This window comes from Terrisporobacter glycolicus ATCC 14880 = DSM 1288, from assembly GCF_036812735.1.
GTDB lineage: Bacteria > Bacillota > Clostridia > Peptostreptococcales > Peptostreptococcaceae > Terrisporobacter > Terrisporobacter glycolicus.
In genome coordinates this window covers 677,414-703,137 of record NZ_CP117523.1, presented here as the reverse complement: position 1 = coordinate 703,137, position 25,724 = coordinate 677,414, and the positions used below count along the sequence as shown (strand labels likewise).

Genomic DNA, 25,724 nt, shown 5'->3' with positions numbered 1-25,724 from the left:
TTCGACAGTAAAAAAAATACATTTTTGTAACTTTTTCGTAACTTTTTCCTTTCAAAATTGTAATTTTTTCCTAATTTAATTTTAATAAATATGTTTTATAGAAATCAATGATTTTTATATTATTTTTTTACATTTATTTTCAAAAAATAAATGGTGACTCTTAACAGATATCACCATTTTATTTATAATAAATTTACTTGTTTTTATAATTGAGCTTCTATTTTAGCTTTTATATGTTCTTTTGGAAGGAAGCCTACCATTTTATCTACTGCTTCTCCATCTTTGAATATTATCATTGTTGGAACAGTTGTTATCGCATATCTTCTTGCAACATCTAGTGCTTGATCCACATCAACTTTAAAGAAATTAGCTGTATCCATTTCTCCACTTAATTCTTCAAATACAGGAGCTAACATTTTGCAAGGTCCACACCAAGTTGCAAAAAAGTCTACTACGCATACTCCATTCTCTATTGATGTATTAAAATTATCGTTATTAAGTATTTGTGCCATTAAAATATCCTCCATATTTTTCTATATTTTATTTGTCATTTATATTTTATTACAATAACAAATTTATATCCATATTATTATTAATATATATACCCATTTTTTACATAAATACACATTTTTTATATTATATAAATAAATTTAGGTTTGATTCTTCTGTTGCTCCTAAATAAGATGCTACTCCTCCTATTTCTACACCATCAATAAACTCTTCTGCTTTTATGCCCATAAGTTCCATACTCATGGAGCAAGCCACAACTTTTACCCCCATATCCATTGCATTTTTTATTAATGTGTCAATATCATCCACATTATGCTTTTTCATAATTTGTTTTATCATTTTAGGCCCCATACCACCCATATTCATTTGTGATAAAGGTAATTTATCTGTGTTTGATGGCAACATAATATCAAACATTTTCTCCACAGTATCTTTTGAAACAGAGGGCTTGTCTTTGCTTTTTAAGATATTAAGTCCCCAGAACGTAAAGAACATCGTTACCGGTTTTCCCATAGATGCCGCTCCTGTTGCTATTATAAATGATGCAATTGCTTTATCTAAGTCACCACTAAATACCACCATTGTAGCTCCATCTTTTTCATTGTTACTTAAAGAGCAAGAATGATTTACTTTTACATCCTTACTTCCTTTTTGTATATAAGCTACAAAAGCCTTTTTATTTTTGTCAAATTCAGATTTTAATAAAGTATTCCCTGTTTTATCACACCACGAATCAATGTCTTTTGTAAAACCAGGATCACTGGCCTTAACTTCTAGTATTTGATTTTTTTCCATTTTATTAATTTCTTCAAATACTCTTCTTATTGGACCAGGGCATTGAAGTCCACAAGCATCTAAAGTAACATGGGCATCCACATTTTCCTTATTAAAATCATTTTTATTCATTTCTTTTCCCCCATTATTTTCACTGATATTTTGATTATTTAAAGCTTTTTCTGCTTTTTTAACAGCTAAATAAGTTTTTATTCCACCATCAATATTTACACAATCAAAACCATTTTGAGATAATATTCTACAAGCAATATATCCTCTAAGTCCTACTTGGCATGTGACATAAATAATTTTATTCTTAGGTATTTCATTTAATCTATGTCTTAAAACTGTTAAAGGTATATTAATAGAATTTTCTATTACCCCTGTAGCTAATTCAAATTCTTCTCTTATATCTAAAATTATAGAATTATTATTGTCTAATTTATCAACTTCATACCATTGAATAACATTTACATTATTTTCAATTATATTTTCAGCATAATATCCCAGCATATTTACAGGATCTTTTGCTGAATTGTATGGTGGAGCATAACACACTTCCACATCTTGCAAATCATATATATTAAGATTACCTTTTATTGCAGTAGCTATTATATCAATTCTTTTTTCTACTCCATTTATTCCCACACCTTGTGCTCCAAATATTTTTCCATCCTTAGGATCAAATATCATTTTATAACAAATCGGAAAAGAACCAGGGTAATATGATGCACTTGATGATGGATGAATATGAATTACTTCATAATCAATTCCTAATTTTTTCAAAGTTTTTTCATTATTTCCCGTTGTAGCCACAGTATAATCAAAAACTTTTGCTACAGATGAACCAAGACTACCTTTGTACTCTGATTTTTTACCACAAATATTATCTGCAACTATTCTACCTTGTCTATTTGCTGGCCATGCAAGAGGAATCATTGTAGGTTTTTTATTTACGAAATCCATAATCTCCACTGCATCACCTAATGCGTAAATATTATCATATGAAGTTTTCATATTCTTATCAACTACTATGGCTCCACGTTGATTTACTTTAAGGTCACATTCTTTTGCAATATTTGTTTCTGGTTTTACACCTATAGATAAAATTATCATATCCGTATTTATTTCTTTTCCACTTGATAATACTATCTTTTTACCATAATTCTCAAAAGAATTTACACCATCTTTTAAAATAACTTGTATACCTTTATCTACAAGATGTTCATGAATTATACTTGCCATTTCTATATCTAATGGTGCCATAACTTGTTCACTAGCTTCTACTAATGTCATCTTTAATCCCAAGTCATACAAGTTTTCTAGCATTTCAAGACCAATAAACCCTCCACCAACTACAGTGACATGCTTTGGTTTATTCTCATTTATAAAATTCTTGATTTTATCTGTATCTGGTATATTTCTCAAAGTAAATAAATTATCACAATCATTGATACCTGAAATTGGCGGTTTAATAGGACTAGCTCCAGGCGATAAAACTAAGTCATCATAATTTTCTTCATAAGTTTCATTAGTTGTGTGATTTTTAACTGTTACTATTTTATTTTCCTTATCTATTTTAATAACTTCACTAAAATTTCTTATGTCTATGTTAAACTTATTGCCCATAGATCCTACACTCGTAACTATTAGCTTATCTCTTTCACTTATTGTTCCCCCAATATAATATGGAAGCCCACAGTTAGCAAAAGAAATATATTCGCCTTTTTCAAACATTATAATATTTGCGTTTTCATCTAATCTTCTAAGTCTAGCTGCTGTAGATGCACCACCTGCTACACCTCCAACTATAATTATCTTCTTACTCATTATAAAAACCCTCCTTTTTATAAATGCTACCTAATACTTACAATATATAGGAATAAGATTTTTTCGACTGTAACATTGTCACATAAAACCCAATTTTTTTTATTTATTTTTTATATCATTAAGATTTCAAATAATAATAAATGGGTAATTATTTTATAAATAGATTTTTATATACAATCAATAAAATTGTGAAACAATATTTAAAGGAGACCTTTCAATGAAGATATATGAAGATATAAGTTCATCAGAGCTAAATAATATGATAAATAATAAAGAAAAACTTATCTTACTTGATGTTAGAACAGAGGCTGAATATAATACTAGCCGTATTCCTAATGCTATAAATATTCCTATAAGTGATTTAGATTCACAAATAGATAACTTATTACCTTATAAAAATGAAAAAGTTATTATTTACTGTCGCTCTGGAAAAAGAAGTGTTTATGCTGCCCATTTATTAGATGAATATGGATTTAAACATTTATACAATTTAACACAGGGCATTATTGGCCATTTGAATTATTTATAAAAATAAAAATACCCACATGAAATATCTAAAGTGGGTATTTTATTATAAATTTCTTAAGTATTTCTTAATATTTATAAGATTTTTAATAGTATTCAAAATTTGTTATATAATAATTATAAGATTACATATACTTTATTTGAAGTAATGAACTTACATAATTAAAAGAAAAGGAGAATTAACATGAGAAGAATATCTTTGTTTATTGTTATTAATGCAATATCTTTATTTATAATTTCAAATTTAATGTCTAGTGTATATATAGGTTCTTTATCAGCTTTAATAATGCTTACTATAATTTTTGGATGCCTTAACTTAATAGTAAAACCTATTATACAATTTTTCTCATTTCCTATAACTATTTTAACTTTAGGGCTATTTTCATTAGTTATTAATGGTATAGTTCTATACTTAGCTTTTTCTATAGTACCAGGTGCAGAACTTAATGGAATCTTAAATTCAATTTGGGCTGCCATACTATTATCTATAGCCAATTCTATATTCTATAATATTTTTGATTGATAACATCATTAAATGATGTTTTATTGTAATAAAAAATCTGTAAAGATATTTTCTTTACAGATTTTTTAATTTAATCCAGCTCGAGCATTTCGCCTTTAATTGAGTATATTATCATTTCACAAATATTTGTTACATGATCTCCTATTCTTTCTAAAAATCGTCCAACCAGCAATAACCTTACAGCCTGAGGTATGTTTCTTTCATCTCTTTTCATGGCAGAGATACAATCTATATATACTTCATTATATAAATCGTCTATTATATCATCTTGTAGAGCTGTTTTATGAGCTAGCTTTACATCACTATTTATAAAAGCAGTTTTTGCACTTTTTAACATATCCATACTTACTCTTTTCATTTTAGGTATATCTATTAGCTCTTCGACGTACTCATCTTCACCTATCTTAATTGTTTCCATAGCAATATTTACAGCGTAATCACCAATTCTTTCAAGTTCCGTAGACATAGTACTAAGTGCATATATAGTTCTTAAATCCTTTGCCATTGGTTGTCTAAGTGCAATAAGTTCAATAATTTGCTCTCTTATATATCCTCTTAGATTATCTATATCATCGTCTAGACCTATTATTTCTTTAGATTTGTCTATATCTTTTTCAACCATTGCATTTACAGCTTCTTCAACAATATTTTCACACTTACCCATCATTTCTACGGCAATATCCTTTAAATAATTTATACTTAAACCCAAGTTATTATCATTTTTTTTCATGTAAACACTCCTTATTTTCATCCAAATCTACCTGTAATATAGTCTTCTGTTCTTTGATCTGTAGGATTTGTAAATACTGTTTTTGTGTTATCAAACTCCACTAAATCACCACTTAGAAAAAATGCTGTTTTATCAGAAATCCTTGCCGCTTGTTGCATATTGTGAGTTACTATTACCACTGTAAACTTTTCCTTCATCTCTTCTATAAGCTCTTCTACTTTTAGTGTGGAGATAGGGTCTAGGGCTGAAGTTGGTTCATCCATAAGTATAACCTCAGGCTTAAGAGCAATAGTCCTAGCTATGCAAATACGTTGCTGTTGACCTCCAGACAGTCCAAGAGCTGAAAATTTAATCCTATCTTTAACTTCATCCCAAATAGCCGCACCTTTTAAACTTTCTTCAACAATTTTATCCAGCTGTTTTTTATCTTTTATACCATGTACTCTTGGCCCATATGCCACATTATCATAAATACTCATTGGAAATGGGTTTGGTTTTTGAAATACCATTCCCACCTTTGTCCTAAGTTCTATAACATCATCATCTTTATAAATATCTACCCCTTCTAACTTAATTTCTCCAGTTATTTTCACATTATCAATAAGATCGTTCATTCTATTTAAAGTTCTTAAAAAGGTAGATTTTCCACATCCCGATGGACCAATTAAAGCAGTTACTTCGTTAGCTTCTATATCTATATTTATATTTTTTAAAGCTTTATTATCACCATAAAATAATTCTAAATTTCTTACGCTTATTTTAATATTTTGTGACATTTTAACACCTCTCTTTAGTAATTAGCTTTATTAAATTTCTTGCTTATTAATTTGGCAATATAATTTAGGGCTAATATTATTACTATTAAAACTATTCCCACTGCACAAGCCTGATTTATATCTCCATTTTCCTTAGTTACTAAATATGCTTGTACTGTTAAAGTTCTTGCACTATCAAATAATGAGTAAGGCATTTGTGCCACAGTTCCTGCTGTAAGTAATATAGCCGCCGATTCACCTATAACTCTACCCATGGCTAAAATTACGCCAGACAAAATACCTGGTATGGCACTTGGAATAATAATTTTATATAGAGTTTGAAACTTTGTTGCACCTAATCCTAAAGACGCTTCTCTATAACTATCAGGTACAGTTTTTAAAGATTCTTCTGTAGTTCTAATTATAATAGGAAGAATTATAATGGACACAGTAAGTGCCCCTGATAATATGGAATAAGAATAATTAAGAGCTACTACAAAAAATATGCCTCCAAATAATCCATAAACTATGGATGGTATTCCTGATAAACTTTCTGTAGCAAATCTAATTATCTTAACTACCTTTCCTTGCTTTGCATATTCTTGCAGATATACTGCTGATAATATGCCAATAGGAGTTGCTATTAATATGGATAATAATACTACGTATAATGTAGTTATAATCATTGGCTTAATTCCACCACCACTAGATGAATAATTTCCAAATATAAAGGATGGACTAATCAGTTTTATACCATTTAAAAATATAAAACCTACTATTAATATGAGAACACTTATTGTAAATATTGCGCACAAATATACTAAAGCATTCAATATGTTATCTTTAGTTTTATTCATATTAATCTTCCTCCTTATTAGAAATCCTACTTAGTATTAGGTTAAGTATAATAATGAATATAAATAACACAATTCCTGTTGCAAATAACATTTCTTGATGTGTTCCAAAGGCGTATCCCATTTCTAAAACAATGTTTGTAGTAAGAGGTCTCACGCTATCCATCAATGAACTTGGAATTGCTGGTGAATTTCCTGCTACTAGTATAACTGCCATAGTTTCACCAATAGCACGTCCTACTCCAAGTACTACAGCTGCTAAAATTCCTGATTTAGCTGCTGGAATAACTATATTAAAAGTAGTTTGTGTTTTTGATGCTCCAAGAGCCAAAGATGCTTCTTTATATGATTTAGGTACAGCCCTTATTGCTGTTTCTGACACAGTAATTATAGTTGGCAGCATCATTACTGCTAAAACAATAATTACTGCTAGTAAGCTTTGACCTTTTGGTAAATTAAATATTTTTTGTATTTTAGGAACTAGAAATGCTAAACCAAATATTCCATATAATACTGATGGAATTCCTGCCAATAACTCTACTGCTGGAGAAATTATTTTACTTAAGGATTTTGGAGCAACTTCTACTATAAATGTTGCAGTTAAAATTCCCACAGGAACACCTATAATTAAAGAACCTAAGGTTGCATATACTGATGCTAATATCATAGGTAATATACCAAATTTGTCTGCAGATGGTACCCATTCTGTTCCAAATAAAAAATCAATAAATGAATATCCTTTAGATATAAATGGTATGGAACCTTTGTAGAAAACAAAACCTATTATAAGTAATAAGCTTATTACAGAAATAAATGCACTTAGTAAAAATATCTTTGATGTAAGACTTTCTATTAAATATTTATTTTTATTTGAATTATTTTTCACACGATTAATATTTTCGTTCATAGGCTTCTCCTTAGATGTATAAAATCCTCCTTAGATTAATAAAGGAGGATTTATTGAGCATATTATTTTATTCTTATTAATCCATTTTCTTCTACAATTTTTTGTCCTTCTTCGCTTAAGATAAAATCTATTAATTTATTTCCATTATCTTTTAAGTTTTCTTCTTTATATATTAGTAAAAATGGTCTTGATATTTTATAAGATTTATTTTTTACATTTTCTGCCTTTGGTGCAATTTCATCAATGTTTATAGCATTTATTTTATCGTCCACATATTCAAAAGATATAAATCCAATAGCATTTTCATTACCAGCTACTGTTGATTTTATATTTCCTGATCCATCACCTATTTGTGCCTTTTTAGTGAGTTCTTCTGATGTATATCCTACTATTTCTTGAAAAGCATCTCTAGTTCCAGAACCATCTTCTCTTGAAACAACAACTATCTCACTATCTTTACCTCCTAATTCTTTCCAATTTTTAATTTTGCCAGTATAAATATCTTTTACTTGTGACATTGTAAGAGATTTTACATTATTAGCTTTATTTGAGATTATAGCTATTCCATCATAAGCAATTTCAACTTCTGTAAGACCTTCTGCCTTTTCTTGTTCTTTTAAATCACGAGATGACATACCTATTTGAACTGTTCCATTTATTGTATCTTTTATTCCCGCTGAAGAACCTAATTGATTTATTTCAACTTTCATGCCTGAGTTAGCTTCTTGAAATTTTTCTGCTTCTTTTTCCATAAGAGGTCCCACTGATGTTGATCCTGACACCGTTATACTACTAGTACTAGAATTCGATTTTTCAGTAGTTTCAGTTTTTCTACAAGCTATAGATATAAGCATTGTAACTAAGCATAAAAACAATGTAATTAGTCTCGTTTTTTTTGACATATATTATACCTCCATTATTATGTAATAAATATTTTATTATATTAAATTATCATTAGTATAACCATGTAAAAAGATTAATATTTCCATATAAGAAATTATACTTAAATATTATTAAAGCCATAAATTATAATTTTTATAATTTATGGCTTTAATAATAAAACAATATATTTGTACTTAAATACAATGTATTTGGATTTGTTATAGTAGTTATTGAATCCTCTATAATACAATTTATATCATACTTATTTCCGTAAGTTATTCCCACAGGCACAACTAGACAACAAGAAAATCCAAATATATCTTCCACACAATATTCTCTTATAACCTTCTTATTTAGCTTATTATTTCTTCTATGTACATCTTTATAAGTTATATCATATTTTATTGTTCCTACCACAAGGACTAAACACATATTTTCATTAGATTTTGTACATAATTCATCTATATTATTCATTGGTGCATTAATAATTTTTATATCCATTATTTCAATAGTAACTTTTGTATTTTAGACATCTTCTACTAAATTACATACTTCAATCTTATTATCTACGGTTATTTGATTAAAAACCATATTTTTGACAAATGTACCTACTTCATTACTAATAATATTTATTCTATCTTTCGTTTTTTTATATTATATAAGTAATCATATTCTATACTAGAATAATTTTTAATTATTTCATCACCTCCATATTGTGGTAATACTAATGCTTTGAATTTTATTATTATCTTTTCTTTAGCTTTAATATCCACAATGCGAAAACAATCTTGAGGATTTAATCCTCCTTTACTTATGTTGTTAACAACAACAGAATTTTCTATAAATCTAGTTTCTTTCGGTATATCATCTTGCACAAACACTTTAGTTATAACATCATCACTTATATTAATAATAATTTCCGAGTACAATAAGTTTTTACCACTTAAATACTGACCTTCTAAGGATACTCCTTTTTTTGTATCAATAACCTTAACAAAATAAATATCAACTTTAGGCATAGTTACATCAATGTCATCAATACATATATTTGTATCATAAAGCATTATATTATCATATATATTAAAATACGTTATCTCTGACAATTATCCATGACAAGACAATTTGCAAACCATTTGATCTACATTGAACTCCATATATAAATCCTCCATATTTATTTATCTATAAATTATATGAGTAGTTACTAATAAAATTGAATATTTATACATTAAAATAGGATAGATTATTTATGAAATTTATCCTTATATTTTTAGTGATTTAATATGTCATCAATTTCTTTTATTAAAACTTCTTTATTCTTATTAGCTATATCAAATTCATTTGATATTTTATATTTCAAACTTTGTATCTTCTTATCTTTTTCATTTATTTTTGCTTTAAACTTGTCCTCTACTTCTTGAATACTTTGACTTAATCTATTTATTAAAGATGCCATCTCATCAGAACTTCCTGCTATTCTATTTAACAACATTAAATTTTGACCTAAAAGATCTGGAATATCTTCATGAGAGTATCTAAGTTGATGATCTATTTCTCCATAACCTTCTTCAAATATAGTTCTAACTTGAACCTCAGTAATAAGTTTTTTATTGGTTGGATAAGATTCTAATAAATAATGTACTGATCTATATCCTGATGGTCTTGAACAAACAGCTATTCCCTGTTCATCAAATTTTCTAGTGTCATCTCCTTCTCTTACATTAGCTACTATCTCCATAACATCCCACATATTAGTTATAAAATTATGTATTTCTTCCCAATCTTCTTTAAATATATGTATTACTCTTATACCAAGTAAATCTGTAATTTCATCTTTATAGTTTTCTGATGTGAAATTAAAATCTTGTCCATATTTAGCTCTTCTTTCAGGAGTTTTTCTAATTACTTTTTCTATTAAGTGACTTACATCCTTTACTCTAGTTTTTACTGAGTGAACCTTTGGCTGAGCTCTAAGTATATTGGCAACTAAATCTGCCTGAGTTTCATAGCTTTTTTTTGAATCGATAAAATCATCGTGTATTGCTTTTAAATCTTTCCAACTTATATTTTCTTTTTTAAGTTCTTCTTCATTTATTTTATACATATTTAAAAACTGTTCTTTATTTATCATTTTCTCCTCCAGCTAATTATATCTATTTTTATTTTACCTTATAATTATGCATATTTATATTTTTTTTATCCTTATTATTATATTCTTAATTTATATATTGATAAACTTAGATTAATAATGCTATAATTTCCCATGTAACGTCAAAAATTTATACAAAATATTAATCATAATTTAGGGGGTATATGTAATGAAAAAAATATTTAAATCATTAACTTTATCTATTGTAATAGCATTTTCTATGACTCTTGCACCAAGTTTAAGTATTATTAATACTGAAAATGTAAGTGTTATAGAGGCTGCTACAAAGAAAACGTTTAAAACTTTCACTGTTAACTCAGTATATAATTCTTCAACAAAGATAAGTGGGAAAGGGACTAAAGGTGCTACTGTTAAAGCTTATGTTGGTAGCAAGCAAGTAGGTAAATCAACTGTATCTTCTTCTGGAAATTACTCAATTAAAATTTCTAAGAAAAAGAAAAACACTAAAATTACAGTTAAGATTAATAAAAGTGGTTACACTACTAAATCTAAAACTATAACAGTTAAGAGTAGCTCATCTTCTTCTAGTTCATCATCTTCAAAGTATGTTTATGCAAATGGAGGACATTCAACTTCTAATATTTATCATAAAACAGCTAAGGCTCATAATATGGAAGGTGCCATAAAAATGACGGAATCTAAAGCTAAGTCAAAAGGCTATAGACCTTGTAAAAGGTGTTGGAGGTAATATATAAAAAAGACATTATCAATTTTGATAATGTCTTTTTTGTGATTTTATCACATAATAAAAGGTTATAATTTGTTTAAATAAACAGAAATTAAACACTTTAACCATAGTATTATATTAATTTTTCGGATATGATTTATATAAACAAATCATAAAAATTTACTTGCCATGTTAAGACTTCAAGATTTACACTTAGCTAAGGTAATATTATTTACCACATGATTTAATTAGAAAATATAAGACTTATATCAGGATTTGATTTCGGCAAATTAACTTTACTTAATATATCACCACAATATCCATCAGTTTTTAATATAGGATACATGGGATTATTCATTACTGGAGTTTTATTTATGCTATTTAGATACTTTCTTCCGAAATCAATCCTGAAAAATAATTTTGGAGGATATATAATGGATAAAGAGTATTATCTTAAAGAAACTCTTCCTTTTTTTAAGAATCTAAATAATGAGGAGAAGAATGAATTAATTTCAAAAAGCTCTATAGGCAAATATGAAAAAGGTGAACTTGTTCATTCTAAAGATTCATCTTGCACAGGACTATTGATTACTATGAGTGGAAATTTCAGAGTATTTATTTCTGCCCCTAGTGGTAGACAAATTACCTTGTTCAAGCTATATGACAGAGATGTTTGTATGTTGTCGGCTTCTTGCGCATTTAAAAATATAACTTATGATGTTAATTTAGAGGCCCAAAATGATGCTAGCGCTATAATTATTGATAGTTCATTATTAAAAAAATTGTCTCAATCTAATATTAATGTTATGAACTATATCCTTAGCCTTACACAGGATAAATTATCTGAAGTAATGTATGTATTGGAACAGGCAACCTTCTTTAGCTTGGATGAAAGAATTACGGATTATCTATTAGAACAAAGTAGATATCTAGATTCAAATATACTTTACATTACTCATGAAAATATTGCTAACGAATTAGGCTCCTCTAGAGAAGTTATTAGCCGTATACTTAAGAAATTTGAAAAAGAAGGAAAAATAGAGGTTTCTCGAGGAAAAATTAAACTTATTAATTTGTAGTAGTTAAAAAAGAGTTATTTCAACAATTATAACTATGTTGAGATAACTCTTAATCTTTCTAGTGTATTAATCCTACTGGGCTATGATTTCCATAATGTCAAACCCATATGTGTTAACATTATGGAAATCATAGAAGCCGTTAATATTGATACTTTTGCTAAGTTTATAACATTTTCATCATATACAGTTTAGCTGCTATATAACTAAAAGATACTACACCAAGTGGTTTTCCAATAACTAAACCACATATTATTTCTTTGCACTATTATTAGCAATTAATACAGAAACTACTGTTATAGCAATAAGTACTATGCCTGGTAAACACCTCTTATTGTTCTATTTTTTTAATTATGTCCTTCGTTACATCGATCTCCCATATTAGTTCTGTATACAAAGTACTTTTCTAGCATAGTTCCAAAACATGTTTTAGTCAACGTTTTTACGCAATAAGGTTAGATTTTTACATGTTCTTTACAAAATATATATGAGAGAGTCATGTAATTCTTTTATTTAACTTTCTTTATTATTTAAATCTAATCCCAAATAAATTACATCCTTTATAGGACTATTATAATATTCCTTTATTTCATTAAAACCTAGTTTATAATATAAATCTACAGCTCTTTCCAAGTGCAAGAATGTATCTAATACTATTAAGTCATAATTTAATTCTTTCCCATCCTTGATTATGTATTCCATAAGCAATTTTCCTATACCCAAGCTTCTAAATTGATTTCTTACATATAATCTTTTCACTTCACAACAATAATCATCTAATGGTCTAAGTCCAACACACCCAGCAATTTTACCATCATATTTTGCAATGTATAATCTTCCCTTTGGTAATGCATATTTATCCTTTAAAGTATCTAACTCCTCTTGAAAGCTTACAAAACAAGAACTTACCCCTTCCACGTCCTTATATGTTTCTACTAGCATATTTCTATATTCTGTAAATAGCTCTTTTATTGAATCAATTTCGTCATAAGCCAATTTTATTTGAATTTCTTGTTTTTCCATAATAACACTTCCTTTTTGCTCATTGTTATATATTTATTTCATCTTATTAATAATAATTTCCTCTATTAATGTAAAAAACGTATTGAATTAACAATACGTTTTTTAACCTTTTATTTTTCTTCATGCACATTTAAATCAATAATCACTACATCTCTTGGCACAAATCTTTCTCCCATAAATTCATTTAACATTTTACAATATTCTTCTACCCATTTAGCCTTTGATATATTTTTGTACATATGATCATCAACAATATTTAGAAAAACTAATTTAACCTTATATCCCTTTTTCATAAGTTGGTGCATAAAAGTAAACCTATTAGCTATTTGGTAATAAGTATCAAACCATTTATTAAAATCACCTTTTATTCCAAGCTCATCATAAGTTTCTTTCATTGAATCTAATATTAATCTTTTATTATTCTCATTTGTAGACGCTAACTTACTTCTCAATTCTTTAATACTGCTTTTATTTTCCACTAAGACGATCATTTTTTCCTGTGAATCTTTTATAGCTGCCAAACCGATTCCATCCCATACAGGCTCTCTTTGTGGCCAAAAACTCAAATCTTCTTTTTTCAATGCAACTCCATTATTGTTTAACTTCTCTAGGAGAGAAGGTGAATTTAGCATATACTCTCTAAAATTCTCATTTTCTAGAGGTGATAGCCACTCTATAGACTCAATTCTTGTATCTCTATTAATTATTCTTTCATTCAAGACAGATCCATTATTCTCTTTAATAACCTTTCTTATCCAGTACTTCCCACTTACTTTTTCATTTAAATCAATGCTCACGCAAATTCCTCCTCATAATTGCATTTATATACAATGAAGGATTTATTTATGGTCTAAATTTTTAAAATAGACAATAAAATTCTTTCCTCATATACTTTTATATGATTCCTTCATATGAAAAGTGATTAAATAAGACATATTTAATCAGACTTCACCTTATAATTATCATAATTCGGCTTAAAGTTGTTTATTCTCTATCCAAAGTTCCCCCTGACTTTTCTTCTACATTATGCATTATTGATATATTATCCACCACCATTTCTTATAGTAAAAACTACTTGATAATATGTAAAAATATTTGAAAATATTACAATTGTTAGTATGTAGTTTTTAATAAATTTGATAAATTTTCTCATTTAAAAAGGCTATAATTATACTTTTGCTTCAAAATATAAAAATCGTATCAAAATTAAATTGATACGATTTTTATGTGTTAATCTCTTTTTTTAGCTTTATGATAAAGTTTTTCAGTTTTAGTTTTATTTGTACCACAATCTCTAGCGCCTATTTTTTGTCCATTTTCTATTCCAATGTCTGCTCCATGCTCAGAATACATTTTTCTAAGTTCTGGATTTGATTTTGGTCTATCTTTCATTCTATTTTTATTGTTATCCATAATGTAATTCTCCTTGATGATATTTTAATTATAATTTATCCAATAAAAATCGCTTCTATTCTTTTAAAATTATTTCCTATTTCTTAAAATTTGTAAAAATCCTTTAACATAATGTTTATTTAATAAATTCACAAATCCTTGTATTGATTTGCGATTTATCGCTCCTCTAGTTACCATAGCAATTAGCCTAAAAGGTTGATCATTTAATGATTCTTTTACTGTAATTTCCATGGCTTTATCTCCACTTACAAATTTATTTGCCTTTTTATTTATGGCAGATATAATTAAATCACCACCATAAATACTTTTAATATCATTTATTGTAGAATTTGTAGTAAATGGATATATTTTCTTGTTAATAATCGGTAGTTCCTTATTATATATATTCTCAAATTCTGACTCTGTTGGATCTAGTTTCTTTTTATATAGTTCATAATAAGATGGAGATTTTGCTTTATAATCAATAGTTTTCACACTATCTCCTCTTTTATTTACTACTGTAGAAAATTTAATATTTCTACATGATGAACCAATACTTATACTATATTGTCCTTCTTCAACTTCATATTGATTGCTTTGAATATTATAATAAGCAAAGCAATTTTCATCTAAAATAAAAGTTACTTCTTTACTTTCCTTAGGTTTTAAATTTATTTTTTTAAATCCTTTTAACTCTTGCTTTACTCTAAACAATTTTGAGTATAAACAAGAAATATAAAGTTGGACTACTTCTTTCCCTTCCATATTACCAATATTGGTAACAGTTATGGATACTTCCATATTATTGTCATTATTATATTTTATTTTCATATTACTATATTCAAAAGTTGTATAAGAAAGCCCAAAACCAAAAGGATACTTTACATTAATATCTGCACTATCAAAATATCTATATCCCACAAATATACTTTCTCTATATTCAACATAATTATTATCTCCAGGGTAGAATCCTATCGATGGATAATCGTCAAAAGTATTTGCATAAGTTTCACTTAGCTTACCTGATGGGTTTTCCTTTCCTAATAATAGATTTACGGTCGCATTTCCGCCTCTACAACCACTTAAATGAGTTAGTAAAATAGCTTTAGGAATGTGACTCCATGGCATTTCCACAACAGATCCACATTGTAATATTACTACTAAATTTTTATTAATTTTGCTAATTTCATAAACTAAATTATCATGAGACTTTGGCAATTTTAAATTTTTGCGATCATATCCTTCTGCCTCATAATATTTAGGTAAACCTACAAATAAATACACTATATCCTTATTTTTTGCCACTTCTATAGCTTCTTTCAGTAAAACTTCATGAATTTCATCATTTTCTAAATAATATCCATCAGCATAATTTATATTGCAATTATTATCTAAAAATACATCATATGCATTGTCTATAGTATTAGAATTAACATGTGAACTACCCAATCCTTGGTATACAGGTTCTTTTGCAAGCCTTCCTATTAATCCAATTTTTTGTAAATTATTTCCTGGGAGAATATTATTATCATTTTTAAGTAATACTGCACTACTTTCAGCTATTTCCTTTGCCAAGTCAATATGTTCTTTAAAATTACATTTATATGGTATTTTCTTACCTTCTTTATATTTTAAAATTAGTTCAATTACTTTTGTAACAGAATTATTTAATATTTTTTCATCTAATTTGTTATTTTCTACAGCCTTTTGTAAAATCTTATAATAATCATCTTTATATCCTGGCATTTCTAAATTTAATCCATTATTTATACTAGAAATAATATCATTAACACCTCCCCAGTCACTAATAATACATCCTTTATAATTCCATTCATTTCTAAGTATGTCTTGTATTAAATATTTATTTTCACAACAGTACTGCCCATTTAATCTATTATATGCCATCATTACAGACCAAGGATGAGCATCTTTTATGGCTATTTCAAACCCTTTCAAATATATTTCCCTAAGAGCTCTTTCATCAATAATTGAATTAATAGTCATACGATATTTTTCCTGGCTGTTTCCTGCAAAATGCTTTAAACAAGCTGCTACGCCTTTGTTTTGTATTCCTCTTATAAGTGCTGCTGACATCTTGCCACTTAAATAAGGATCTTCACTAAAGTATTCAAAATTTCTTCCACAGATAGGTAGTCTTTTTATATTAATTCCTGGACTTAAAAGTACTGCCACATCCTCTTTTCTACATTCCTCACCTAGTGCCTTTCCCATACGATTTATCAATTCTTCATCAAAGGTGGAGGCTAAAGCTGTAGCTGTTGGAAAGCAAGTTGATTTTATGACTTTAGGGCTCATAAACATAAAACTATCTATATCTTCTTTTCTAAGACCATGAGGTCCATCACATAACATAATTGATGGGATATTTATTTCATCTATTCCAAATGAATGCCAGAAATCTACTCCACAACAAAATTTACACTTTTCTTCTAAAGAAAGTTTTTTCACTATGGAAGAAGCCTCTTCATACAAGTTCATACTCTCCCCCCCAATACAACTAATTTTGTCTTATGTTATATTTTATGTTTGTGACTATAATAGGTTGTTAAATTTATTTTTATGTACATATGTAAAAGGGTTATAACAATTATTTTATTTTGTTATAACCCTTTTATATTCATTATATTTTTATTTATATAATTTCAGATTCACTATGAAGTTGTAATGTTTTGCTAAAGGATAATTTAATCAAGAAATAACTTAAAATAATTCCTAACATAACTATAAATAATTCATTAAATTTACTTAAAAAGTCAAATAGTACCCATGTGTAATCTTTAGTCAAACAATTCCCCACCATACTATTAACAAATATTAATATAATCCACGTTAGTACTCTTTTCTTTTTAATTTTATTGTATTTTGTAGGAATCATTACACAAATAGTAACAACTGACATGAATAATTCTGCTATAAATCTGATTAAATAATTTGCTTGTATACCGTTATTTTGTACAATATGATTACTTATCCAAGATAATAAAAATATTTCTGAATCTGAATTAGAAATATTTTCTGCAATTAAAATTAAAATCATTGCAATTAAAAAAAACATTACTATGAAAATCAATTGCATAAATGAAGAAATATATTTATAAGAAACATATTCTTTATTATTTATTGGAAGAGTTTGTATTAAATTATTAACTTTTTTACGGTTATCATCAGTTTCAAATCCATAGTAGAAAACCAATATTACAAGTCCCATATTAAATGACATATTACCAAAAACAAATAGCATAATAAAAAATACAGGTATGTACATCCTATAATATTGTTTTAAAAATTTCAAATCTAATCTTAATAATTTTTTTATCTCTGTCATTACTTATTCCCCTTACTAAATATTAATACATCTTCTATTTTAGGTATTTCATATAAAACTTCTTGCCCAAATATATCTTCTGCTTCTTTTTTATTATTAGAAATTCCTCTAAATCCAAATTCATTTTCCACTATATGTTGAAATACTTTTTTGGTTTCTTCATTTAATAGTACTTTTGATCCCTTTACAATAGTATAATTATTTCTTATATTTTCACTATCTTCATTAAAAATAATTTTTCCTTTATCCATTACAACAAAGTAATCTCCTATTTTATCCAAATCACTTGTAATATGAGTACAGTATAAAGTTGTAGATAAATCTTTTTCCATTCGTAATTGAAGAACTTCTAAAAATTCAGTCCTAAATATTGGATCTAAATTTGCTGTTGGTTCATCTAAGATTATTAATTTGGGATGATAAGACAAAATCATAGCTAAATCAAATTTCACTTTTTGTCCTTTTGATAAATCTTTATATTTTTCCTGAAGATTTAAATTAAAGTCTTCAGTATAATCATAAAATAGCTTTTCATCCCAATTTTTATAAAATATGCTTATAGTTGATTTTATGTCATCTAAGGTAAAATCTTCTGGATATAGTGTCTCATGCCCTAAATACCCTATTAATTCTTTAATATGTTTTTTGTCTTTATTGAAATTTTCTCCCAATATTTTTATGCTACCTTCCTCTTGATTTAATATATTCATTATTAATTTCATTAAAGTAGTTTTTCCAGCTCCATTTGTCCCTATAATACCTGTAACAAAGCCTTCTTTTATTTCTAATTTTTCTATATTTAATTTAAAATCTCCCATAGCTTTTTTTAAATTATTAATTTCTATTAAATTCATAATGTACCCCACTTAATCACTTAAATTATATAGTTCTTTAAAAATCTCCATTCCTTCATCTAAGGAAATATCTAATTCTTTAGCTCTCTTTACTATCTCTTCTAGTTTACATTCCCACTCATATATGGCTAGTTGCCTCATTTTTTCTGTATTTTTTGCTGAAACAAAGCTACCTTTTGATGGAACTGTTTCTATATATCCTTCACTTTCTAAAATATCATAAGACTTTTTTACAGTAATTATACTTACCTTAATTTCTCTTGCTAAAGTCCTAATTGAAGGCAGAGGCTGTCCTGGCAAAAGTTTTTTAGAAACGATTTGTGATATAATTTGATTTTTTATTTGCTCATAAAGAGCCACTGGTAATGAATCAGAAACTACTATATCCATATTTTATCCTCTCCGTTATATTTCGTATATGTTGTATATATACAGAATATAACACAGTATATACAAGTGTCAATGTTCTTTTTATAAAAAATAAAAAAGAATTGCAAAACTGTTTGCAATTCCTTTTTGTTTAATCCATAAATTCAATTATTTTTACATTACTTTTGTTAATGGAAAAGTTACTCCCCAAGTCTCTACCAAATAAAACTAATGATGGAACTACACTTCCCTCATTAAAATCTTCCATCCAATCTATTAAAGATCTAAAATTTCTAACATTACTTTCTTCTACTATTCTTTCAAAATTATTTTTATATAGTATTCTTATTCTATCTTTTTTCAATTAACTCATCTCCTAGCTACTCAACTAAGTAATATTATAGTTTTATTTTTACTATAACTCAATGATCTTATTAATATTACCCAGTTTTACAATAACATAATTTTTTTAATAAGTTGAGCTCTCATATTATTAATAATATTAACATAAGATAGTTTTTCTTCATAAATTAGAAGAAGATATAAATTTAATTTAGATGGGGGTTATTATGTCTGATTCTAATAATAAAGTTGTTGTAGACAGTTTGTCAGCAAATATAGTTGATAAAAACTCAAAAGATAAAGTAATTTTAGTAGGAATTTTTCCTTATGAAAATAGTTCTTATAGTCAAAACCTTGAATTAGTTGTAAATCCTGAGGTTGGATATCCAGTTAATATGCAACTACCTTATTCAGGTTATGATATACAGTTATTCTGTGGAGATTTTACAAATGACGGCAAAGATGAAATTATGGTAAGAGGTAGCTTTGGAGGTTCTGGTGGATTTGAAATTGGTGTAATATATAAATTTGAAAATAACAAAATCAAAGAGATTTTTAATCAAGATGATATTTCGAAAAATAACCCTTGTAGTGCAAAGTTTAAAGATAATTACAAGGTTCATGTAAGTTGCGGTGAAAAGAAATATTCTATTAACCTAGCTACTAGGCCAAAAGATTATTTGGAGTTAGCCTATGATAAAGATGGAAAAGTACTTCCTGGCGTGGAGGCTTATGTCGATGCTCCTAATGCACTTTTCCCAATAAAAGACGTGGATAATAGTTACTATGAATTACTTATACAACAAAGAATTGTTGGTGTAGTTAATGCGGATACTTTAGGTATTATTCAAACTGTATGTAATTTTTTAAGTAATAAATTTAATGTAGTTACTAAAGGATTGTACTTTACCTTTGACTCCGACAAAAAAGAAAGTTAGCAAAAAATTCAAGGTTGAACTACTACATAGTCCAACCTTTTTCTTTTTATAAAATTTTAAACTTCTTTGCTTTCTTTTAATTTAATAAAACTTATAACAAAAAATGTTATTGATAAAATAATCATTGCATTTAGGTATATATTTATACTATCTAAATCATTAGTTTGTTGCAAATTTTCTAGACAAATATATACCCATCTAGTTGGCATAAATCTTCCTATTACTTGGAAGTTTTTAGGCATTATATTAAAATCCCAAAATACCCCACTTAACATACAACATGGAACTATTATAAGTACATTTAACATTGATGATGTATGTCTTCTTCTAGTAAAACTAACTATGCACAAGTTAAAACTTAGCGCAACAAGATTTAGTAACAACATAACAACTAAGAAGTCTATTATATTTACCATTCCAAAGTCTAATTTGAAAATTATTAATATACCATAATATATTAAAGTTGACATGGAACACATTATATAAAAAGTAACTATTAGTGATAAATAATATTTCCATTTGCTAATTCCATAACTGAGTTTCTTAATTCTTCCTTTATTTTCTATATCCTCAATTAAGAAGTTAGATACTTTTCCAGCTACAATAAATATTATAAATATAATTAAACCTAATGAACTTTCTATATACCCTCTTTTTTCATTGACATCGTTTAAACTTAATATTGTGTTTTTATCAGCGTAATTTTGGTTTATTTCCTTAAATTTATTTATATCTCCTTCGCTCATTTTTGCAATCATAGACAAGTCTTCACATTTCATATCTATCATAGATTGAGCAACTAATTTTACATCGTTTTCATTTATAGTTTTAATTTTTATTTCATTATCTTTTGAGTTTAGCAATTTATTTTGAAAATTATCATTTATAATAACAACCATTTGAATTTGCTGTGTTATTAGTAAAATTTCAGAATCATCTTCTTTTATTTTTATACTTTGAATACCTTCCAAATCATCAATAGTTTTTATTATTTCATTAGATCCATAGGAATTATCATTGTCTATTACACCTACTTTAAGCTTATGATTTCCTGTAAATTCAAAACTAAAAAATACAGCTATAAATATAGGTATAATAATTGCAACCATTATATAACTTTTCTCTCTAATCAAGGCTCTCATTGTATTTATTATTAATTTAATCAAAACTTCCACCTGCCTTCAGTTTTGATATTAACCTTCCTAGAATTAGCATTAATAATGATAAACTTAATGAAATAAATATGGAAAAAATATAATATTTTGTTTTTATATCATAACTTAAGCTAAGTATAGATATATTTGCCCAATAACTTGGAATAATTTTAGATAGAAAGCTTGTAATCCTCTCTGACTTTACTAAACAAATTGGTACATAAGAACCGCCTAAAAATCCCATAATTATAATTAATATATTATTTACCATATAACATGTTTTTTTATTTGAGAAAATAGTAGCCATAAATATTCCAAGTATGGAACTAAATATTATAAGAGAAATTAATACCATAAAAATGTATAATAAATTTTCTCCCCAACTTACGTCAAAAAATTTAGTGCTAGTAATGTAAACTATGATTATTTGTAAAATACCTATAACTATTCCAAAAACTATCTTAGACAATAATATATTTATTTTCTTTTTCTTATGACGTTCAATTTTTGTTATTGTATGTAAATATTCACCCTTATACATTGATACAGACGTAAGGTTGGATATATATAAAATAATTAAGATAAGTTCTGCAAAGGTATAGTATGCAAATGCATTTACTTGCTTTTGATCTATACTTTCATCTTTTAACCATATTTTAATATCATAATCTAAAACATCTTTTATTTTTTCAGTATTTGATTTATAAATTGATTGTAAAAAAGTATATTTTTTCATATATTGCTCGTACAAATTTCTAAATATTATACTTTCTGTACTCTCTATTTTTTTATTCCTAAAATAATTAATATCATTATCATAAATATCCATGAAACAAATTGCTTTATTATTGTTTACATCATTTGTAGCTTTTTTATAATTATTATTTTCTATAAAATTAACATTTGTGTTTTTTTCAAAATGAATCATAAAATCATAAAAACGTTGCAAGTCAACTTCATTTTCAATTGGAGTATTAACTCTATAATATATAATTTTATTATTAAATATGTTTTTATCCATGCTTACAGGTCCATTAAGTGATTTCCCCATTATAAAAATAAGTATAATTGGAAATATAAACATCATAATTATATTAATCTTATGTTTAAAAAACTGCTTAACTTCTTTTTTTATAAGAACTAACAAAATAAAATTTTAACCTCCTTATTTGCTAATTTTTTAGATTATCACCAATAAAATTTAAAACTCGTTTTCATAAGTGTTAATATTATTTTTTATGTTCTATTAATATTTATGAATTTATAAAGCTGTCTATTACTAGCAAGTTTGTAGATTCATTCAATATATCTATATTCGTGATACCATAATAAAAAATGCACCTCAGTTCTAAGAGGTGCATTTCAATTACTGCGCAATAATATTTACCTTAACAAGTTTTAAACATTATTTAAAATATTTCATATATATAATAAATTTATTTTCTTCTCTATCAAAATTTCCATAAATAGTGATATGTTTTCCTTCATATAGATTTTGTATATATTCAATACATTTTGGAGTGATATCATATGCCGTAGCCTCTAGTTTATATATATCATTACCTTTCAACTTTATTCTTAAAATATTATTTTTTTCATCAAGCTCAATATGCGATATTACACCCTTTAGCTTTATGTATTTTCCCTCATATTTTTTATCTGACCAATATTCGCTTCTTTTATAAGCATCTAATAACTTATCCACGTCCATTTCTATCTTTACCTTCTTGCTTAAACTAAAAATATCACTTATAAATATGATTGATATAAACATAGCAATACAGTAAAGTATAATAATATCTATAGTATTACTACGAAAAAATATCATGGGCATAAGCATTAATAAAGATGAATATATTATTTCCTTTGAGCCTGGTGAAATCTTTAATTTACTGCACCTGATTATTTTTTGCAAAGAATCTCCTCCTCTTAAAATAATTTTTACTTATGTAAACAATTAAATTACTATATACTAGGCTATTTTTAAATTTATTATAATTTCTTTAATAAGCCATACAATTTAATTATATGATTTATCTATACAAAGTGGTATTATTATGAAAAATTAATTTATTCAAAGAGTTATTATAAGTATTAAAAAAGCCCCTTATTATTATAAGGGACTTTTTATTTTATTTAAAATTCTATGCAGTAACATCTTGTGAATCAGATTTAGCGTTAGAGCTATTTGATTTAATAAAGAATCCAATTGTAGATGCAACTAATACTGGTACTACCCAGTTAAATCCTAATGAATGTAATGGTAAACTATTTATCACTGGAACTTTTATACCAAAGTTACCTAGTATATTTAATATTCCCATTGCTAATGCTGTATATGTTGCAAATTTAAATATATTATCATTTTTAATATGTTGTCCTAATAAAGTAAGTACTACTAACACTATTGTTGGTGGGTAAATCACTGTTAATATTGGAGCTGAGAATTGGATTATTGTATCAACTCCAAAGTTAGAAACTACTAAACTAAATAGACATACTACAATTACTATTGTTTCATATTTTATTTTATTATTTGAAAGCTTTGAGAAATATTGCCCAGTTGCAGATGTTAATCCTATTGCTGTTGTTAAACAAGCAAGAGTTACTATTATTCCTAATATAACTTTTCCTGGGAATCCTAATAACATCTCTGTTATAGAAACTATTAATCCAGCTTGTGATACATTTGAATCAAACATAGTTGATACTGTAGCACCAAGGTAAGTAAGTCCACCATAAACTAAGAATAATCCTGCTGCCGCTATTAATCCTGCTTTAAATGTTATATTTATTTTTTCTTCTTTTTTTGTATATCCCTTATTAGCTATAGTCGTAAATATTACAGCTGATAAAGATACTGCTCCTAAAGCATCTAATGTTTGATAACCTTGGAATATACCTTCAGAGAATACACCATCTATAGTTGCTGGCTCTATACTTCCTAAAGGATTAAATACTCCCATACCTATTAATGCTAGTAAGGCAATCAAAAGTGCTGGTGTTAAATATGATCCGATTATATCAACAACTTTTGATGGTCTTATTGTTAATAATAATGTCACGCCGAAGAATATTATTGAGAATATTATTGAACTGAAACCACTAAATATTGGTTGAACCCCCATTTCAAATGTTGTAGCTGCTGTTCTTGGTATAGCAAGAAGTGGTCCTATACAAATCATTATTGAACATGCTAACACTAGTGCTATTTTATTGCCTGCCCTAGAAAAGATTTTACCTACATCTCCATCACATTTTGCTATTGCAAGTATAGCTAAAAGAGATAAACCTACGTCTGCTAATATAAATCCTGTAAAACCAGTTAACCAACTACTTCCTGATATAAGTCCTAAAAATGGTGGGAAAATTAAGTTACCTGCTCCGAAAAACATTGCGAACAATGCAAAACCTGTTATTATAATATCTTTATTCCTTTTATTCATTGTGACCTCCTAATTTAAATCCGTATTTCGTTTCATACATGTATTATATACGACATCTATTTGAATAGTCAATAAAATTATAATTTTCTGTATATTCAAATTATAAAGCACATATTAAAGTTGAATATTTATTCTGAAAACAAGGTAATTTTCAGAAAATTTAAACTAATATTTATATTCAAAATTATTTTTATATTCTTTTTTTGATTTTTTCAACAAAAAAAGACTTGGTAAAACCTCCAAATCTTTTTTTTAACATATTTTTATTATAACATAATAACTTTGACATTCATAATTATTTAATATATATAAATCCTTTAGCTGATTTTACCTCTACTTTTTTTCCTAAATATACTTCTAATGCATCAGAATATTTTTCAAAGTCTGATTTTCCAAGGCCTATAGGACACAATACTTTGTAAACGTTTTCTTCCTTATTTAAAATAGTTTCTACTACAATGGGATATTCTTGATCTTTATTACAAAGGCCTACTTTGTTAAAAAATATATCCAATAGTTCCCTTTTTTCTTCTTTTTTTCTAAACGCCCTTACAATAATTTCTCCAGTACCCCAAATTCCATCGAATATAATTTGAAGCAAATTTCCATCACTACTCATTAAATAACCTCTCCTTTATAAAGTAATATGAAATATATGTG

Annotated in this window: 28 protein-coding genes; 5 read left to right on the top strand and 23 right to left on the bottom strand. The window is 26.7% G+C overall.

Annotated features, from left to right (window positions below; translation table 11 throughout):
* Positions 1 to 203: 203 nt before the first annotated feature.
* Positions 204 to 512 (bottom strand): thioredoxin, encoded by a 309-nt coding sequence (trxA, locus tag TEGL_RS03615; protein WP_018592255.1) that lies wholly within the window; start codon positions 510 to 512, stop codon positions 204 to 206.
* 124 nt (positions 513 to 636) lie between these two features.
* Positions 637 to 3,114: a CoA-disulfide reductase gene (locus tag TEGL_RS03610; protein ID WP_018592256.1), complete on the bottom strand. Its 2,478-nt coding sequence runs from the start codon at positions 3,112 to 3,114 to the stop codon at positions 637 to 639.
* 217 nt (positions 3,115 to 3,331) lie between these two features.
* Between TEGL_RS03610 and TEGL_RS03605 the strand changes: the two genes are divergently transcribed.
* Complete coding sequence (locus TEGL_RS03605) at positions 3,332 to 3,643, top strand: rhodanese-like domain-containing protein (RefSeq protein ID WP_018592257.1); 312 nt, start codon at positions 3,332 to 3,334, stop codon at positions 3,641 to 3,643.
* Positions 3,644 to 3,823: 180 nt separating this feature from the next.
* Positions 3,824 to 4,162, top strand: coding sequence for a phage holin family protein (locus tag TEGL_RS03600; protein WP_018592258.1), 339 nt, complete (start codon positions 3,824 to 3,826; stop codon positions 4,160 to 4,162).
* A 70-nt stretch (positions 4,163 to 4,232) separates the two neighbouring features.
* On the opposite strand, the gene phoU is transcribed toward TEGL_RS03600, so the two are convergent.
* The 8 genes from phoU to TEGL_RS03560 all read right to left on the bottom strand — a co-directional run bounded on the left by phoU (position 4,233) and on the right by TEGL_RS03560 (position 10,418).
* Positions 4,233 to 4,892 (bottom strand): phosphate signaling complex protein PhoU, encoded by a 660-nt coding sequence (phoU, locus tag TEGL_RS03595; RefSeq protein WP_018592259.1) that lies wholly within the window; start codon positions 4,890 to 4,892, stop codon positions 4,233 to 4,235.
* A 17-nt stretch (positions 4,893 to 4,909) separates the two neighbouring features.
* Positions 4,910 to 5,668: a phosphate ABC transporter ATP-binding protein PstB gene (gene pstB / locus TEGL_RS03590; protein ID WP_018592260.1), complete on the bottom strand. Its 759-nt coding sequence runs from the start codon at positions 5,666 to 5,668 to the stop codon at positions 4,910 to 4,912.
* 14 nt (positions 5,669 to 5,682) lie between these two features.
* Entirely contained in the window at positions 5,683 to 6,504 is an 822-nt protein-coding gene (pstA, locus tag TEGL_RS03585) for a phosphate ABC transporter permease PstA (protein ID WP_018592261.1), read from the bottom strand.
* Between the two features lies 1 nt (position 6,505).
* Entirely contained in the window at positions 6,506 to 7,408 is a 903-nt protein-coding gene (gene pstC, locus TEGL_RS03580) for a phosphate ABC transporter permease subunit PstC (protein ID WP_018592262.1), read from the bottom strand.
* A gap of 62 nt (positions 7,409 to 7,470) precedes the next feature.
* A complete protein-coding gene (locus TEGL_RS03575; RefSeq protein WP_018592263.1) occupies positions 7,471 to 8,310 on the bottom strand; it encodes a phosphate ABC transporter substrate-binding protein in 840 nt (279 codons plus the stop codon).
* Between the two features lie 148 nt (positions 8,311 to 8,458).
* The gene (locus TEGL_RS03570) at positions 8,459 to 8,791 is read right to left on the bottom strand and encodes a hypothetical protein (RefSeq protein ID WP_018592264.1); all 333 of its coding nucleotides are present in this window, start codon (positions 8,789 to 8,791) and stop codon (positions 8,459 to 8,461) included.
* 128 nt (positions 8,792 to 8,919) lie between these two features.
* The gene (locus tag TEGL_RS03565) at positions 8,920 to 9,393 is read right to left on the bottom strand and encodes a hypothetical protein (protein ID WP_146053517.1); all 474 of its coding nucleotides are present in this window, start codon (positions 9,391 to 9,393) and stop codon (positions 8,920 to 8,922) included.
* Between the two features lie 164 nt (positions 9,394 to 9,557).
* On the bottom strand, positions 9,558 to 10,418 hold the full coding sequence (locus TEGL_RS03560) for a RelA/SpoT domain-containing protein (protein WP_018592266.1): 861 nt from the start codon (positions 10,416 to 10,418) through the stop codon (positions 9,558 to 9,560).
* Between the two features lie 187 nt (positions 10,419 to 10,605).
* Here TEGL_RS03560 and TEGL_RS03555 point away from each other — a divergent pair, with 187 nt between their 5' ends.
* Complete coding sequence (locus TEGL_RS03555) at positions 10,606 to 11,145, top strand: Ig-like domain-containing protein (protein ID WP_018592267.1); 540 nt, start codon at positions 10,606 to 10,608, stop codon at positions 11,143 to 11,145.
* 413 nt (positions 11,146 to 11,558) lie between these two features.
* Positions 11,559 to 12,203 (top strand): helix-turn-helix domain-containing protein, encoded by a 645-nt coding sequence (locus TEGL_RS03550; RefSeq protein ID WP_018592268.1) that lies wholly within the window; start codon positions 11,559 to 11,561, stop codon positions 12,201 to 12,203.
* A gap of 510 nt (positions 12,204 to 12,713) precedes the next feature.
* On the opposite strand, the gene TEGL_RS03545 is transcribed toward TEGL_RS03550, so the two are convergent.
* The 8 genes from TEGL_RS03545 to TEGL_RS03510 all read right to left on the bottom strand — a co-directional run bounded on the left by TEGL_RS03545 (position 12,714) and on the right by TEGL_RS03510 (position 19,548).
* On the bottom strand, positions 12,714 to 13,223 hold the full coding sequence (locus tag TEGL_RS03545; RefSeq protein WP_018592269.1) for a GNAT family N-acetyltransferase: 510 nt from the start codon (positions 13,221 to 13,223) through the stop codon (positions 12,714 to 12,716).
* Between the two features lie 110 nt (positions 13,224 to 13,333).
* Positions 13,334 to 14,020 (bottom strand): hypothetical protein, encoded by a 687-nt coding sequence (locus TEGL_RS03540; protein ID WP_018592270.1) that lies wholly within the window; start codon positions 14,018 to 14,020, stop codon positions 13,334 to 13,336.
* Between the two features lie 433 nt (positions 14,021 to 14,453).
* On the bottom strand, positions 14,454 to 14,636 hold the full coding sequence (locus TEGL_RS03535) for a hypothetical protein (RefSeq protein ID WP_018592271.1): 183 nt from the start codon (positions 14,634 to 14,636) through the stop codon (positions 14,454 to 14,456).
* A gap of 69 nt (positions 14,637 to 14,705) precedes the next feature.
* On the bottom strand, positions 14,706 to 17,114 hold the full coding sequence (locus TEGL_RS03530) for a beta-glucosidase (protein ID WP_018592272.1): 2,409 nt from the start codon (positions 17,112 to 17,114) through the stop codon (positions 14,706 to 14,708).
* Between the two features lie 154 nt (positions 17,115 to 17,268).
* Positions 17,269 to 17,961 (bottom strand): ABC-2 transporter permease, encoded by a 693-nt coding sequence (locus tag TEGL_RS03525; protein ID WP_018592273.1) that lies wholly within the window; start codon positions 17,959 to 17,961, stop codon positions 17,269 to 17,271.
* On the bottom strand, positions 17,961 to 18,815 hold the full coding sequence (locus TEGL_RS03520) for an ABC transporter ATP-binding protein (protein ID WP_018592274.1): 855 nt from the start codon (positions 18,813 to 18,815) through the stop codon (positions 17,961 to 17,963). The genes TEGL_RS03525 and TEGL_RS03520 overlap by 1 nt, the downstream gene beginning before the upstream one ends.
* Positions 18,816 to 18,827: 12 nt before the next feature.
* The gene (locus TEGL_RS03515) at positions 18,828 to 19,205 is read right to left on the bottom strand and encodes a GntR family transcriptional regulator (RefSeq protein ID WP_018592275.1); all 378 of its coding nucleotides are present in this window, start codon (positions 19,203 to 19,205) and stop codon (positions 18,828 to 18,830) included.
* A gap of 130 nt (positions 19,206 to 19,335) precedes the next feature.
* Complete coding sequence (locus TEGL_RS03510) at positions 19,336 to 19,548, bottom strand: hypothetical protein (RefSeq protein ID WP_018592276.1); 213 nt, start codon at positions 19,546 to 19,548, stop codon at positions 19,336 to 19,338.
* A 205-nt stretch (positions 19,549 to 19,753) separates the two neighbouring features.
* On the opposite strand from TEGL_RS03510, the gene TEGL_RS03505 reads away from it, so the two are divergent.
* Complete coding sequence (locus TEGL_RS03505) at positions 19,754 to 20,464, top strand: hypothetical protein (RefSeq protein ID WP_018592277.1); 711 nt, start codon at positions 19,754 to 19,756, stop codon at positions 20,462 to 20,464.
* A gap of 56 nt (positions 20,465 to 20,520) precedes the next feature.
* Here TEGL_RS03505 and TEGL_RS03500 read toward each other — a convergent pair whose 3' ends face one another.
* The 5 genes from TEGL_RS03500 to TEGL_RS03480 all read right to left on the bottom strand — a co-directional run bounded on the left by TEGL_RS03500 (position 20,521) and on the right by TEGL_RS03480 (position 25,683).
* Entirely contained in the window at positions 20,521 to 21,639 is a 1,119-nt protein-coding gene (locus TEGL_RS03500; protein ID WP_026255192.1) for an ABC transporter permease, read from the bottom strand.
* The gene (locus TEGL_RS03495; RefSeq protein WP_018592279.1) at positions 21,623 to 22,765 is read right to left on the bottom strand and encodes an ABC transporter permease; all 1,143 of its coding nucleotides are present in this window, start codon (positions 22,763 to 22,765) and stop codon (positions 21,623 to 21,625) included. Before TEGL_RS03495 ends, TEGL_RS03500 begins: the two co-directional genes overlap by 17 nt.
* Positions 22,766 to 23,023: 258 nt before the next feature.
* Positions 23,024 to 23,533, bottom strand: a complete 510-nt coding sequence (locus TEGL_RS03490) for an OB-fold protein (protein ID WP_018592280.1) — start codon at positions 23,531 to 23,533, stop codon at positions 23,024 to 23,026.
* 229 nt (positions 23,534 to 23,762) lie between these two features.
* Positions 23,763 to 25,064 (bottom strand): branched-chain amino acid transport system II carrier protein, encoded by a 1,302-nt coding sequence (gene brnQ / locus TEGL_RS03485; protein ID WP_018592281.1) that lies wholly within the window; start codon positions 25,062 to 25,064, stop codon positions 23,763 to 23,765.
* A gap of 295 nt (positions 25,065 to 25,359) precedes the next feature.
* Positions 25,360 to 25,683: a hypothetical protein gene (locus tag TEGL_RS03480; protein WP_018592282.1), complete on the bottom strand. Its 324-nt coding sequence runs from the start codon at positions 25,681 to 25,683 to the stop codon at positions 25,360 to 25,362.
* Positions 25,684 to 25,724 lie beyond the last annotated feature (41 nt).